This is a genomic window from Micromonospora auratinigra, from assembly GCF_900089595.1.
Taxonomy (GTDB): Bacteria; Actinomycetota; Actinomycetes; order Mycobacteriales; family Micromonosporaceae; genus Micromonospora; species Micromonospora auratinigra.
The window spans coordinates 5,618,615-5,631,741 of sequence record NZ_LT594323.1 but is presented as its reverse complement, the minus strand read 5'-3'; the positions used below and the strand labels follow the sequence as shown (position 1 = coordinate 5,631,741).

The window sequence follows — 13,127 nt, the reverse complement described above, 5'->3', positions numbered from 1 at the left end:
GAGCGCTCTCCTGGCCGGACGTCCTGTTCCTACCCCATCCGACGCCGACTGCGCCAGACTCCGCCGGTTCCGGAACTTCGGCAGGCCGGCCCGGTCAGCGGGCGTCGTAGCGCGCCCGGGCGGCCTCGACCTCGGCGAGGTGGGTGGTCGCCCACACCTCCAGGCCCGCGACAAGGTCGACGAGGCTGCGCCCGAGATCGGTGAGCGCGTAGTCCACCCGGGGCGGCACGCTCGCCCGCACGGTCCGGGTGACGATGCCGTCCCGCTCCAGGCCACGCAGGGTCTGGGTGAGCATCTTCTGGCTGATGCCGTCGATCCGCCCGGCCAGCTCGCCGTAGCGCCGGTCGCCGTCGGCGAGGGTGAGCACGATCAGCACGCTCCAGCGGTCACCGATCCGGTCGAGAACCTTGCGGCTGCCGCAGTCGCGGTGGAACGGGTCCGGCTGCACGATGACACTCTCTTTCAGTGCGTATCGAACTTGAAGGTGCCTACTCTCCAACGGGAAGTGGGGTCGACCTGTTCCCGTTGACCCGGGAGACAGCTCGTCGCACCCACCGGGAGTTCCCATGTCCATCGTCGTCACCGGCGCCACCGGCCAGCTCGGCCGGCTCATCGTCTCCGCACTGCTCGACCGGGGCGTACCGGCCGAGCGGATCGTCGCGGTGGGTCGGGACACCGACCGGCTCGCCGACCTCGCCGACACCGGCGTGGTCATCCGGCAGGCCGACTACGACCGGCCCGAATCGCTGCGGGCCGCCTTCGACGGCGCCGAGAAGCTGATGTTCGTCTCCGGCAGCGAGGTGGGCCGGCGGGTGGCCCAGCACGGCAACGTGGTCGCCGCCGCCCGGCAGGTCGGGGTGGAGCTGGTCGTCTACACCAGCATCGCGCACGCCGACACCTCCACCCTGGCGCTCGCGGCCGAACACCGGGCGACCGAGGAGCTGATCCGCGACTCCGGACTGCGGTACGTCTTCCTGCGCAACAGCTGGTACCTGGAGAACTACACCGGGCAGCTCCCGACGTACCTGCGGCACGGGGTGGCCGGCGCGGCGGGCGACGGGCGGGTCAGCGCCGCCACCCGGGCGGACTACGCCGCGGCCGCCGCGGCGGTGCTCACCGGCTCCGGCGCGACCGGCACCCGGTACGAGCTGGGCGGCACGCCCTTCACGATGACCGAACTGGCGGCCGAGATCTCCCGGCAGACCGGCACCACGGTCTCCTACCTCGACCTGCCGGTGGCCAAGTACACCGAACTGCTCGTCGCCGCCGGACTGCCCGAGGCGTACGCCGCCGCGCTCGCCGACGCCGACCGTGGTCTCGCCCAGGGCGAACTGGAGGTCGGGAACGACCTGGCCGAGCTGCTGGGCCGCGCGCCGACCACCCTCGCCGAGGCGATCCGCGCCGCCCGCTGAGCACCGGTGCCGTCGCCCCGGCCGGTCCGGACCGGGGCGACGGGACCGCCGGTCAGGCGCGCTGTTCGCGCCGCTTCACCAGGTCGTCGACGAGGGCCTCGACATAGTCGGCCGTCTCCTCCCAGCGGGTCACCGGGACACACTGGATGCCCATCGCCTTGACCGGGTAGTCGTTGCCGCCCTGGTCCAGCCGGTCACCGACGAACAGCACGTTGTCGACCTTCAGGTCCAGGTGCTCCAGCAGCCGGCGCATGCCGTACGCCTTGTCCACGCCCTTGCGGGTGACGTCGATCGAGGTCGAGCCCCCACCCCGGACCTCCAGGTCGGGCAGCTTCTCGGCGACCGCGTCCCGCAGCCGCCGCTTCTTGTCGCCGTCCGGATCCCAGCCGTACTTCTCGGCCGGCGGCGCGGACTGACCCAGCGCCGAGAAGGTGATCTGGCTGCCGCGGTCCTCGACGATGTCGCCCCAGGTCTTCGACTCCCAGAGGCCGAGCGCCTGGGCGGACTCGGTGAGCGCCGCGATCACCCGGGCCTTGTCGGCCTCGCTCAGGTCCTCTGCGTAGACCTGCCGCCACTGCCCGTCCCACCACCGGTAGTAACGGGTGCCGCAGGTGGGCATCAGGTGCAGCCGGCCCCGCTGCTCCTCGGTCAGCTCCAGGTGGGCCAACACCTGCGCCTCGAACTGCTCGAACCGCCCCCCGGAGATGATCAGCACGTCCACCTCGGTGAGCAGGTGGCCCAGCAGTTCCGCCATCCGACGATCGATCCGGGACTTGGAGACAGCCAGGGTGTCGTCCAGGTCGAACGCCACCACTCGAAGATCGTTCATCAGGTACCACCATGTCGTCGCGGGCAGGCCAGGACTTAGCAGCGTACCGACGGTGACCATCGGTCTGGGCGGGGGCCGGATCTCGACGGCGCACCCCCAGCAGGAATTATTGCCCTATTCAGGGTATTTCGCCGACAAGTAGCGTTACCCCATCATGCCGGACCCGACGCCCGGAAATCGGTCGACACCCGACGCCGACCCGACCATCGTCGGGAGCATGCTCACTCAGGAGGAGATCTGGGACGCCGCCGCGGCCCAGCGTTACGACACCCCCGGCACCGGCATGTTCGCGCCCGAGGTGCTGGGGCCCACTGTGGACCGCCTGGCCGCGCTGGCGGACGGCGGCCCGGCCCTCGAATTCGCCGTCGGGACCGGCCGGGTGGCGGTACCGCTCGCCGGACGCGGGGTCCCCGTCACCGGCATCGAACTGTCCCGGCCGATGGTCGAGAAGCTGCGAACCAAGGTCGACGAGGACACCCTCCCGGTGACCGTCGGCGACATGGCGAGCACCGTGGTCCCGGGCCGGTTCAGCCTCGTCTACCTGGTCTTCAACACCATCTCCAACCTCCAGACCCAGGCCGAGCAGGTGGCGTGCTTCCGCAACGCCGCCCGCCACCTCGGTCCCGGCGGCCGGTTCGTGATCGAGCTGTGGGTGCCGGAGCTGCGCAAGCTCCCACCCGGCCAGCAGGCCACCGTCTGGCACGTCGAACCGGACTACATCGGCCTGGACACCTACGACGTGCTGCACCAGCGCGCGGTGTCGTACCACTTCCGGTTCGGCGAGGGGACGGAGGCGCAGCTGTTCCGCAGCCCGCACCGCTACATCTGGCCGGCCGAGCTGGACCTGATGGCGCAGCTGGCCGGCTTCGTCCTCGAGTCCCGGCACGCCGACTGGTCGGGCGGGGAGTTCACCGCCGACTCCCGGTCGCACGTCTCCGTCTACCGGCTGCCGGACTGACCCTCCACCTTGTTCCCGCCCTGCTGGATGCGCCTCTCGCAGGCCAGCGCGTAGGCCAGGACGGCGAACCGGGCGGTCAGCAGCGGTCGGTCGGCTCACGGCCGGCGTGGGCGGCCTCGACCAGCCGGTCACCGGCGGGCGTCGTACTGACGCAGAGGGCTGACCCCGATTGCCAGGTGCTGTCCTGCCCGACCAGGTCGGCCCACTCCGGCTGCGGTACCCGGCGCACCGGCTCGATCCCCTCGACCCACACGATCTCCACCAGACCGCGCCCCAACAGCCCGGTCAGCGCCGCCGCCACGGCGGCCCGCTCGGGAGGCGGCTGGCACCGGGCACCGACCTGCTGCCCACCGTCGTCGACGACGATCCGGGTGACCGGCTGCACGAGCAGGTGGACCGCTTCCGGGAAGTCGTACGCCGCGTCGAGGATGGACAGTTCCAGCGGGCCCGGCGCGGCCGCCGTCGGATCGGTGCCCACAGGTCACCCGTCCGTCGCGTCGTGGGCGGCGTTGTGGGCCGCGTCGTGGGCCGCGTTGTGGGCCGCCACCAGAGGCGGGAGTTCGTCCAGCGAGTCGATCCGGAACAGGCACTGTTCCGCCACGGCGGGCAGGTCGAGGATGTGCCCCCACGGCGAGCGCCGGATCAGGCACGTCGTCATGCCGGCCGCCAGCGCCGGACGGGCGTCGTTGTCGGGCCGGTCGCCGACGTACAGGATCGAGGCGGGGTCGCCGCCACCTGCGCGGACGACGCGTTCGAAGAAGCCGGATGCCGGTTTCGCCACGCCCCATCCGTGCGAGGTACCGATCACGTCCACCGGGAGGTCGAGCGCGCGGAGGGTCGCCTCGGCGTGGGCCGGCTGGTTGCCGGCCAGACCCACGAGCAGGCCCTGCTCCCGCAGGGCGGCCAGGCACGCACGGGCGTCCGGGTAGAGGTCCTCCTCGCCGAACGTCTCCGGCCGGCCGGCCGCCACCCGGCGCTCCAGCTCGGCCGCCAGGTCGAAGTCCGGCCGGAACGTCCGGAACGCCTCCTGGTAGTCGAGCCCTCGGGCGATCACGGCCCCGAAGACCGCCGAGAAGGTGTGCCGGGGTACGCCGAGCCAGTCGGCCCAGTCCGCGAACTCGCGGGACTCGTCGAGAATCGTGCCGCCGACATCGAAGAAGACTGCCTCGATCACGTGCTCCCCCAACGGGTAACGGTGCCCGGCCCGGCCTGAGGCGCCGATGCCATCAGCCGTCCGACGATCATTCCCGCATCGTCGCGCCGACGCGACCCATCGGCGGTCGAGTGGTGTTCGAGACTGCCTCCGGCCAGACGACCCGGGCGATCGAGGCAGCGAGGGTGAGCTGCACAGACGGCAACCTCGTCGATCTTCGAGGTGCCCCCGGCAGGATTCGAACCTGCGACACACGGTTTAGGAAACCGATGCTCTATCCCCTGAGCTACGAGGGCGCGAGGGCCCAGTCTAGCGACCTGGGGGTTCACCTGGGGTGGCAGGGAGTGGCCCACGTTCACCCACGTTCCCCCGACCGCCGTTCACGCAGCCCAGGAGCACACACCGAGCACACGAACCCCGGTTTGCCACCGGCGGTCGGCCGCAGTGACCCGCGTTGGCACCGGTCCACCCGGGTTGGCACCCGGTGGAGAGCACACACCGCGCACGTCATCGAAGATCATGTGCGGCTGTCCGCTCCCCGGCTGGGCGCCGCCTCCCACGGGGAATCCGGCCAAGTCGCCCTCAGCCACGCGGTGGCTGGTCGTCGTTGTCGCGGGTCAGATCGTCGGGTCGAGGAAGACGACGTCGACATCGCCCACGGATGACGGGTCGAAGTCACGCCGTTCGTCAGCGGGTCACCCGCGCTCGGCTGGTTCATTGGGTGATGATGAGGCCGTCCATGCCGTAGTGGCTCCACCAGGTAGGCCGGTGTCTGCGAAGTGTGCCCCCGGCGCGGGTCAGCAGCAGCCAGTTGCCGTTCTGGACCAGCGCCGCGTCCTCCTGCCGGGCGGCCAACACCCGGGCCACGGCCTTCATCATGTTCGGGATCCTCTTGTCGACCAGGTCGTCTGCCCGCATGGAGAAAGTCGATGTCGACGTACGTCTCCGGCTCCCACTCCCAGCGGGCACCGTCGTCGGCCTCAGCGTCGAAATAGCCCTGGCTGCCTGAGGAGGCGGTCAGTGCGTACCCGCGGGTGTCGTAGAGGCGGGCACTGAGCAGCCGTGGGTTGGTGCCGCTCGGCCTAGGCGGTGATCGTCGCTTCATCGGACGTCAGGTGCTGCTCCTTGATCAGGAGTTACACCGTTCGTCTCACGGTCCTTGGCGACGCTCAACGCAACGGAGCCTGTCGGCGTAGTGCCGGTGCGGAACGCTCGTCGATACGCCGCGGGGGAGGTCCGCATGGTGTGGCTGAAATGGTGGCGGTAGGTGACTGAGGTGTCGAACCCGACGGCGGTGGCGATGTGTTCGATCGGCGCGTTCGTCGTTTCGAGCAGTGCGAGGCTTGCCTGCACTCGCTGATTGATCAGCCAGCGGATCGGGCTGGTGCCGGTGGATCGGGCAAAGTGACGCAGGTAGGTGCGGGGCGACATGCGGGCACGTTGCGCCAGGGTGTCGACGGTGATGGGTCGGGTGAGGTGTGCCAGTGCCCAGTCCATGCTGCGGGCGACTCTGTCATCGTCGGGGGCGTTGGTCACCGGGGTCTCGATGAACTGAGCCTGCCCGCCGTCGCGATGTGGCTGGGTCACCAGCCGGCGGGCGACGGCGTTGGCGATGGTGGCGCCGTGGTCCTGTCGAATGATGTGCAGGCAGAGGTCGAGTCCGGCCGCGCTGCCGGCGCTGGTGAGCACGTCGCCGTGGTCGACATAGAGCACGTTCGGGTCGACGTCGACGGTCGGGTAGCGGCGACGTAGCAGGTCGGCGTAGCGCCAATGGGTGGTGGCCCGGCGGCCGTCGAGCAGGCCGGCGGCCGCGAGCGCGAACGCGCCGGAGCAGATCGACATGATCCGGGCGCCGCGTTGGTGGGCCCGGTGGAGAGCGTCGATGAGTTCCGGTGAGGGAGCGGCGGTGACGTCGGACACGCCGGGCACGATCACCGTCGATGCCCGGGCGAACACGTCGAGTCCGTGCGGGGTGTCCAGGCACGCGCCGCCGATCAGGGGCACCGACCCAGGCCGCTCAGCGCAGATCGTGAGGTCGTACCAGGGCAGGTCGAACTCCGGCCGGGGCAGGCCGAACACCTCGGTGACGATGCCGGTCTCGAACACGGACATGCCGGCATAGGCCAGGACCGAGACACTGCGCCGTTCGGGGCCGAGGGTGGGCATGGCGGCATCTTAGCGGACACTGGCATTCACGCCACTGGTAGCGGCGACCCTGCCCGCTGATGATTCTTGGCATGTCGAATGTGCTTTCTGTCCAGCCGGCGTCACCCGCGCAGGCCGCCGCCCACTACGCCGCCCGGCTGTCCTTCGAGACCGACGTCAGCGACGTCCACGCCGACCTCGAGGCCGGCGTGCCAGGGTTGGTGGTGGTGGACTCCCGCAGTGACGTGGCATGGCGGCAGGGGCACCTGCCCGGCGCCATTCACCTGCCGACGTCTGAGGTGGCCACCCGGGCGGCTGACCTGATCCCAGGCGGTGCCGTGGTGGTGACCTACTGCTGGGGCCCCGGATGCAACGGCTCAACCCGGGCGGCGTTGGAGTTCGCCCGGCTCGGCCACCCGGTCAAGGAGATGATCGGCGGCTACGAGTACTGGGTCCGCGAGGGTTTCCCGGTGCTCACCGCGGCTGGGCTCACCCGCCGACCGGTCGATGCGTTGACCGCGCTCGAGGCGGGCGCTAGCTGCGGCTGCTGAGATGACCATCGACTCGATCGCCGCCCCGCCGACCGTCTCCGGCGGTGAGCGGAGCTGGCGCGACTTCCGCCTGCTCTGGGGCGGGCAGAGCATCAGCCTGCTCGGCGACCAGATCTTCCTGCTGGCACTGCCACTCGCCGCACTGCAGGAACTCCACGCGAGCACCATGCAGGTCGCCGGAATCGCCGCGTTGGCCAAGCTGCCGTTCCTCCTGATCGGACTGCCCGCCGGAGTCTGGGTAGCCCGACTGGGCCTACGCCGATCCATGCTCGCCGCGGACGTGTTACGCGCAGCCGCCGTACTCTCCCTACCACTCGCCGGATGGCTCGGCGTACTGACCCTGCCACACCTGCTCCTGGTCGCCCTGGCCACTGGTGTCGGCATGGTCTTCTTCCAAGTCGCGTACCAGTCCTACCCACCGATGCTGATCACCGACGACCAGCAACTGCACGCCGCCAACACCCGACTGTCGTTCTCCGAATCCACCGCCCTGCTCGTCGGCCCCGGACTGGCCGGCTTCGTCATCAGCGCCCTCGGAGCGGCACGCGCCCTGACCGCCAATGCCGGCGGCTACCTGGTCAGCGTGCTGACCCTCGTGATGATCCGGCACCGCGAACGGGCGGCAACCGTCCCCGTGGTGCGCGGCTCACTCTGGCAGGAGGTACGCGACGGGCTGCGTTTCGTCGCGAACCATCCCGTCCTGCGCCCGATCATGGTGTGCGGCGCGCTCTACAACCTCGGTGTCGTGATGTACGACTCACTGCTCGCGGTATACGCGGTCCAGCAACTCGACATGGCACCATGGCTGCTCGGCGTCGCCCTGGCAGCCGGCGGCGTGGGATTTCCACTGGGCAGCCTCGTCGCCCGTCGGCTCGCGGAACGGTTCGGCATCGGACCGTCGCTGATCATCGCCGGCGTGCCGTCCGTACTGGGCCTGGCCATCGGCGCAAGCGCCCACGGTCACCTGTCCGTGCCGCTACTCGCCGCCGGAACGCTGGTCAACGGCATCGGCCAGGGCAGCTTCGCCGTCAACGCGCTCACCATCCGCCACCTCGTCACCCCGCCGGCGCTCGCCACCCGGGCCACTGCCGTGCACCGCTTCGTCACCTGGGGAGCACTGCCCGTCGGCTCCGCGATCGCCGGACTCGTCGGCACCGCGTTCGGTCTCCGCGCCGCGATGCTCACCGCCGCCGCCACCGCGGCAACGTGTATGGTCCCGCTGCTCAGCCGGGCCATACGGCGCACCAGACGACTGACCCGGGCAGCGACACCGCCCGCGCCTGTCCTGGCCTCGGCAGCGCCGTCGCCCCTTCCGACTCCGGATCAGCCAGCATGATCATCCGACCCGTCATACCCGAAGACCTGCCTGAGGTGGCCCGGCTGTGCGCCGCACACGCCAGGTACGAGCAGGCGCCTCCGGTGCCGGACAATCTGGGTCAGTTGCTGGCCGAGGCACTCTCGGCGCCCGAGCCACGGCTGTGGTGCCTCGTCGCAGCAGAAAAAGACGCACTCGTGGCGTACCTGACAATGACCCTGGAATTCTCGACCTGGCGCTGCCGTGAGTACGCCCATCTGGATTGTCTCTATGTCGACGAATCACACCGGGGTCTCGGGCTCGGCCGGTTGCTGATGGACGCCGCAGTGCGGCAGGCGCATGCGTTAGGAGCCGGCGAGCTGCAATGGCAGACGCCGGCATGGAATGTGGATGCCATCCGCTTCTACGACCGTCTGAGCGCGACCTCGTCAGCCAAGCGCCGCTACAACCTGCAAACAAGACCTCCATCCCACGACCAGGAGTGACTTCGACGTCGTCGAGACCGACCAACACGGAGTCGCCACGCTGCCGTCGCGGTGTCGGATTCGGTGATCTGGTGATCAGAGCTGCGGGTACCGGTCGGGTTGCTGATCACGGCGGTGCTCCAGCTGGGTGAGGTGGCTGATGGCCCTTGAACGCGGGGGCGGGGGGATGTGATCGGGGGCCGTCGAGGCGGCACGAGCTGGATCTGGCGAGCTGTGCCGGCGGAGCGGAGCTCCGCCGGTGCGGGGAGGTCGGCCGCCCTACCTGGCAGGAGGGGCTGCTACTGAGAGGGCTTGGCCCGCAGGCCCAGGTCGACGAGGTCGACCAGCCAGTCAAAGCTCTCGTCCGTGTCGGTGCCCCACTGGAAGCCGCCGCCGGCCTCGATGGTGGCGAAGCCGTGGAAGATGCTGCGCAGTGCCCGCAGGGCGTGCGTGGTGTCGGCGGGGGCGAGGTCGTAGCCGCGCAGCACGGCGGTGAAGGGCTCCATGCTCCGCACCGCGGCGGCGGCGAGCAGGTCGTCGGGCCCTGTGAGGTTGAAGCCCAGGGTGGCGGCGTACCGGCCGGGGTGGGCCAGGACGAAGTCGCGCAGCGCCCGGGCGGCGGCCCGGAGGGCGTCCCGGCCGGCGCGGCCCTGGATGGCCGCGCCGATCGCGTCGGTGGCCTCGCCCACAGCGAGGGCAGCGATCCGGCGGTTGAGGTCGTCTTGGCTGCTGACGTGCTTGTAGAGCGCGGGGGTGCGCACGCCCAGCCGTTCGGCCAGTTGGCTCATGGTGAGGGCGGTGAACCCGATCTCGTCGGCCAGGTCGGCGCCGGCCGCGACGACGGTAGCGGAGTCGAGGCCGGCCCTAGGCATTGACGGCCGCCAGGAAGGTAAGAATGGCGGCGGCCACCTGGGCGGGGTACTGGACGTGCGGGTAGTGCCCGGCGCCCTCGATCATCTCCAGGCGGCCCAGGCCGGTGGGCAGGTCGGCGACGATGGCCTCGCCCTCGGCGCGGGGGTCGGCCCAGTCGCAGTCAGCGCTGCCCTGGATGACCAGGACCGGGCAGCGGACGTTGCTCAGCTGCTCTCCGGCGTCGACGGGGGTGGTCTTGCCCATGGCCTGCAGGGCCTTCATCCGGCCGGGCTCGGCCAGCATCGTGGTGATCTGCTCGATGCGCTCGGTGTAGTCGGCGGGCTTGGTGCCGGGGTAGGCGACGTCGAGGTACTTGACCCACTGACTGGTGCTGCCCAGCAGGGTCATGGCCACCAGGTGGCGTAGGCCGCGACGGTTGGAGGCCTTCCGGAGGTCCCCGAGGGAGATCGCCTGCTTGCGGGTGAAGGGCGCCAACTCGACCAGCGCGGTGACCAGCTCCGGCGCCTTGGCCGCGGCGATCGTGGCAGCTCCGCCGGAGATGGAGTGGCCGACCAGGACCGCCGGGCCGCCCAGGTGCTTGACCAGGCTGATCAGGTCACCGGCGATGTCGGTGCGACTGTGACCGGTCCACCCGACGCTGGACTCGCCGTGGCCGCGCAGGTCCAGCTCGGCGACTCGATAGCCGGCCTCCACCAGGGTGGGGGTGAGAAAGCGGTAGGCCTGGCGGCTGTCGCCCATGCCGTGGACGAGCACGAGCAGGGGGCCGGTGGTGCCGGAGAGCTCGTAGGCGAGGGTGCCGCCGTCGATGGTCAGGAACTCGGTCATGTCTGGCTCCCAGGTCTTCGTCGCCGCAGCGGTTTACCGCGTTAACTAAAAGTTAGAGGCTTTAACTTTGGCTGTCAACGCCTCGATCTGGATGTTTCTGGGATCAGTCGCAGGGGTTCGCAGCGCGGGGCAGCGCCCCGCAGTGGACAGGCTCCATCGGCGACCAGGCGGGCCACGGACATTCCGGAGTCGATCATCGATCCCGCGGGACGTGGACCGAGGGTGTGGTTCCAGCAGGTTCCGGAGCCGAAGGTCGCCAAGAACCGGTGGCACTTCGACCTGAAGGTCGGCGGGGGTCGTGACGTCCCACTGGACGTCCGCGCACAGCGGGTCAAGGCTACGGCGGAACGCCTGGTCAAGGCTGGTGCCACCCTGCTGCGGATCAAGGATGAGCCTGACATGGGGCTCTACGCCGCCGCCATGCAGGACCCCGAGGGCAACGAATTCGACGTCGTCTGACGCCCTCGGACGTGGTCATGCCGTCGCCGCGGCGGTGACATGACCGCGGGCTGGGGCGGCGTCGGCGGGGCCTACCGGGGGCAGCTTGGTTCGGTGCCGTCGACCCACCCTGCTGTTGATCTTGCTGACGGGCGAGGCTGCGACAGACAGCTCTCACGGTCGATGTCCCGTGCCCCGACGTTCCCGGTTCCCGGACCTGCATCGCAGGCCCGGGACGATCCGAGTGATCAGCTCCGGGCCGGCGCTGCGGGTTGCCGGTCAGCCGACACATGCCCGCCTTCGGTTTCCCAGGCGGCGACACCCTCATCCGACCGGCGATGTCCCACGGGCCCGGCGGCGATGAGCAGGTCGTCCGACGCGGCGGCGCCGGCGGGGCGGGAAGCCGCGAGCATGGCCGCCGTGGCCACGTCCTGCGCCGACTCCGGTGCGGTCACGGCCAGGTCGACTCGCAGATCCCGCGGGCCGGTGACGATCACCAGCCCGGCGCTGAGGGTCGCGAACCAACCCACTCGCACCACTGCACCGTCGACACCGATCCGGGTCGGCCGGCTGTCCCAGGCCGCCGGCTGCAGCATGATCCGTTCGATCTGGTCGTACCCCCGGGCAGTCAGCGCCCTGACGAGGCTGGACAGTTCGACGACCGGGTCGCGTGAGGTGGGCCACCAGCCGCCGTCGACCACCTTTCGGCGGGACGGCGGGTCGGCCAGCCGCAGGCGTGCCGTCGGCGGCTGGCCGGTGCAGACCCACGTCATCCGTTCCTCGGCGGAGCGGACCATCAGTGCCGCCCTTCCGGTGTGCCCGCGCACAGGTCGGCTCCCCCGGCGTTCGGATGGGTGACGGTGGTGCTCCGAGGGGAACGGCGCGGCCGGACGACCCTCCGCACAGCGGCATACGTGGTCACCAGCAGCACGCCGAACACCACGGCGAGCAGCAGCGCGACTCCCACCGGCAGGCGCCCGTGCGCGCCGAAGAAGTGCATCTCCGCGTGCTGCCCGTTCATGAGGATGAAGATCAGCAGCAGGAGCAGCAGCACGGCGTATCCCGCGACCGCGACCAGCGGCCGTCCGGTACGGCCACCCGGATCGGGGCGGGGCCGGCCGTTGAGGTCGGGGCCGGAGCGCGCATCGGTGGTGCGGGCGGCGGAAGTGGACCTGGTCATCGTGGACCTCGTTTCGACGGTGGTGCGCGACGTACGCGAACCGGGCCGCCGGGGTCCAGGGCGACACCCCCACCCTACTCTTCGATCCGGCTCACCGGATCTCCGGCGGCGCCGGGCGGGTGGTCACCGGTCCCGGCCCGAGCTTCTCGGAGCCGTTGACGATCGCCTGCGCCAGATCGGACAGCCGCCGGTTACTACGGCGGGCCCCGCTGCGCAGCAGCGCGAAAGCCTCACCGACGTCCATCTGGTGCCGTTCGGCGAGGACGCCCTTGGCCTGCTCGATCAGAACCCGGCTGTGGAGTGCGGCCTGGAGTTGCTCGGTGAGGGTGTCACCGTGGTGGATGGCGCGTTGCTGGAGCAGTCCGATGGTGGCCACGTCCGCCAGGGCCTGCCCGATGCGGGCCTTGCCTTCGTCGAGGCCGCCCGGCCGAACGTCGAAGAGATTGAGCGCACCGATGACCGTGGAACGCAGGCGCATGGGCAGGGCGTGCACGGCGACGAAGCCGACTTCGGCCGCGGCGGCGGTGAAGCGGGGCCATCGGTGGGCGGCGGTCCGCAGATCGACGACCGACACCGGTCGGCCGGTGCGGAAGCAGTCCAGGCACGGCCCCTCGTCGGTCTGCAGCTGGAACAACTCCAGCAACCGGGTGCGTTCGGAGGAGGCCGCCATCACCTGGAGGCTGTCCTGTTGGTCGGTCAACAGCAGCCCGGCCGCCGACACGCCCAGCAGATGGACACATCGGTCGGCGAGCACGTGCAGGAACTCGATCACGTCGAAGTCGTCGACGAGGGTGTCGGCCATCTCCACGAACACGTCGGACAACTGGATCTCGGCCATGTCACTCATCCTCGGATGCGTCGGTACCGCGCGGCCGGGCACACGGGCACCGTACGCCCATCAGGTGGGAGCCGCTCCCGCGCCGGCGGACCGGACAGTCGGAGAACCGCCGACCTCGTGATTCCCCGCGGTTCGCCGGGCCGGCC

General features: G+C 70.5%; 16 protein-coding genes, 1 tRNA gene and 1 pseudogene. 6 read left to right on the top strand and 12 right to left on the bottom strand.

Annotated elements, in window-relative coordinates; genetic code table 11:
* Positions 1 to 94: 94 nt before the first annotated feature.
* Positions 95 to 448, bottom strand: a complete 354-nt coding sequence (locus tag GA0070611_RS25630; RefSeq protein WP_231921220.1) for a winged helix-turn-helix transcriptional regulator — start codon at positions 446 to 448, stop codon at positions 95 to 97.
* A gap of 118 nt (positions 449 to 566) precedes the next feature.
* Between GA0070611_RS25630 and GA0070611_RS25625 the strand changes: the two genes are divergently transcribed.
* The gene (locus GA0070611_RS25625) at positions 567 to 1,412 is read left to right on the top strand and encodes an SDR family oxidoreductase (protein WP_091669545.1); all 846 of its coding nucleotides are present in this window, start codon (positions 567 to 569) and stop codon (positions 1,410 to 1,412) included.
* A gap of 52 nt (positions 1,413 to 1,464) precedes the next feature.
* On the opposite strand, the gene GA0070611_RS25620 is transcribed toward GA0070611_RS25625, so the two are convergent.
* Complete coding sequence (locus tag GA0070611_RS25620) at positions 1,465 to 2,241, bottom strand: HAD-IIB family hydrolase (RefSeq protein WP_091669542.1); 777 nt, start codon at positions 2,239 to 2,241, stop codon at positions 1,465 to 1,467.
* Positions 2,242 to 2,458: 217 nt separating this feature from the next.
* Between GA0070611_RS25620 and GA0070611_RS25615 the strand changes: the two genes are divergently transcribed.
* Positions 2,459 to 3,199: a class I SAM-dependent DNA methyltransferase gene (locus tag GA0070611_RS25615; RefSeq protein ID WP_091669537.1), complete on the top strand. Its 741-nt coding sequence runs from the start codon at positions 2,459 to 2,461 to the stop codon at positions 3,197 to 3,199.
* Between the two features lie 76 nt (positions 3,200 to 3,275).
* Here GA0070611_RS25615 and GA0070611_RS25610 read toward each other — a convergent pair whose 3' ends face one another.
* The 5 genes and pseudogenes from GA0070611_RS25610 to ftrA all read right to left on the bottom strand — a co-directional run bounded on the left by GA0070611_RS25610 (position 3,276) and on the right by ftrA (position 6,518).
* The gene (locus GA0070611_RS25610) at positions 3,276 to 3,677 is read right to left on the bottom strand and encodes a hypothetical protein (RefSeq protein WP_091669533.1); all 402 of its coding nucleotides are present in this window, start codon (positions 3,675 to 3,677) and stop codon (positions 3,276 to 3,278) included.
* Between the two features lie 3 nt (positions 3,678 to 3,680).
* Positions 3,681 to 4,373 carry an HAD family hydrolase gene (locus GA0070611_RS25605; RefSeq protein ID WP_091669529.1) on the bottom strand — a complete coding sequence of 231 codons (693 nt, stop codon included), beginning with the start codon at positions 4,371 to 4,373 and terminating at the stop codon, positions 3,681 to 3,683.
* A gap of 202 nt (positions 4,374 to 4,575) precedes the next feature.
* Positions 4,576 to 4,648, bottom strand: a tRNA-Arg gene (locus tag GA0070611_RS25600).
* Positions 4,649 to 5,066: 418 nt separating this feature from the next.
* Positions 5,067 to 5,439, bottom strand: a pseudogene (locus GA0070611_RS25595) (SitI3 family protein); the annotation flags it as partial.
* Between the two features lie 14 nt (positions 5,440 to 5,453).
* Entirely contained in the window at positions 5,454 to 6,518 is a 1,065-nt protein-coding gene (gene ftrA / locus GA0070611_RS25590; protein WP_091669525.1) for a transcriptional regulator FtrA, read from the bottom strand.
* A 71-nt stretch (positions 6,519 to 6,589) separates the two neighbouring features.
* On the opposite strand from ftrA, the gene GA0070611_RS25585 reads away from it, so the two are divergent.
* The 3 genes from GA0070611_RS25585 to GA0070611_RS25575 are packed head-to-tail and all read left to right on the top strand — an operon-like array spanning position 6,590 to position 8,848.
* A complete protein-coding gene (locus GA0070611_RS25585; protein ID WP_197675797.1) occupies positions 6,590 to 7,048 on the top strand; it encodes a rhodanese-like domain-containing protein in 459 nt (152 codons plus the stop codon).
* A gap of 1 nt (position 7,049) precedes the next feature.
* Positions 7,050 to 8,384 carry an MFS transporter gene (locus GA0070611_RS25580; RefSeq protein WP_091669521.1) on the top strand — a complete coding sequence of 445 codons (1,335 nt, stop codon included), beginning with the start codon at positions 7,050 to 7,052 and terminating at the stop codon, positions 8,382 to 8,384.
* Positions 8,381 to 8,848: a GNAT family N-acetyltransferase gene (locus tag GA0070611_RS25575; RefSeq protein ID WP_091669517.1), complete on the top strand. Its 468-nt coding sequence runs from the start codon at positions 8,381 to 8,383 to the stop codon at positions 8,846 to 8,848. The genes GA0070611_RS25580 and GA0070611_RS25575 overlap by 4 nt, the downstream gene beginning before the upstream one ends.
* Before the next feature lie 278 nt (positions 8,849 to 9,126).
* On the opposite strand, the gene GA0070611_RS25570 is transcribed toward GA0070611_RS25575, so the two are convergent.
* Both GA0070611_RS25570 and GA0070611_RS25565 read right to left on the bottom strand, forming a co-directional pair.
* Positions 9,127 to 9,699 (bottom strand): TetR/AcrR family transcriptional regulator, encoded by a 573-nt coding sequence (locus tag GA0070611_RS25570; RefSeq protein ID WP_091669514.1) that lies wholly within the window; start codon positions 9,697 to 9,699, stop codon positions 9,127 to 9,129.
* Positions 9,692 to 10,525: an alpha/beta fold hydrolase gene (locus GA0070611_RS25565; RefSeq protein WP_091669511.1), complete on the bottom strand. Its 834-nt coding sequence runs from the start codon at positions 10,523 to 10,525 to the stop codon at positions 9,692 to 9,694. The genes GA0070611_RS25570 and GA0070611_RS25565 overlap by 8 nt, the downstream gene beginning before the upstream one ends.
* Before the next feature lie 87 nt (positions 10,526 to 10,612).
* Here GA0070611_RS25565 and GA0070611_RS25560 point away from each other — a divergent pair, with 87 nt between their 5' ends.
* Positions 10,613 to 10,984: a VOC family protein gene (locus GA0070611_RS25560; protein WP_331715360.1), complete on the top strand. Its 372-nt coding sequence runs from the start codon at positions 10,613 to 10,615 to the stop codon at positions 10,982 to 10,984.
* Positions 10,985 to 11,211: 227 nt separating this feature from the next.
* On the opposite strand, the gene GA0070611_RS25555 is transcribed toward GA0070611_RS25560, so the two are convergent.
* The 3 genes from GA0070611_RS25555 to GA0070611_RS25545 form a co-directional block, all read right to left on the bottom strand.
* Positions 11,212 to 11,760 carry a DUF5994 family protein gene (locus GA0070611_RS25555; protein WP_091669508.1) on the bottom strand — a complete coding sequence of 183 codons (549 nt, stop codon included), beginning with the start codon at positions 11,758 to 11,760 and terminating at the stop codon, positions 11,212 to 11,214.
* Positions 11,760 to 12,143 (bottom strand): LapA family protein, encoded by a 384-nt coding sequence (locus GA0070611_RS25550; protein WP_091669505.1) that lies wholly within the window; start codon positions 12,141 to 12,143, stop codon positions 11,760 to 11,762. The genes GA0070611_RS25555 and GA0070611_RS25550 overlap by 1 nt, the downstream gene beginning before the upstream one ends.
* A 91-nt stretch (positions 12,144 to 12,234) precedes the next feature.
* The gene (locus GA0070611_RS25545; protein WP_091669502.1) at positions 12,235 to 12,981 is read right to left on the bottom strand and encodes a GAF and ANTAR domain-containing protein; all 747 of its coding nucleotides are present in this window, start codon (positions 12,979 to 12,981) and stop codon (positions 12,235 to 12,237) included.
* Positions 12,982 to 13,127: the final 146 nt, after the last annotated feature.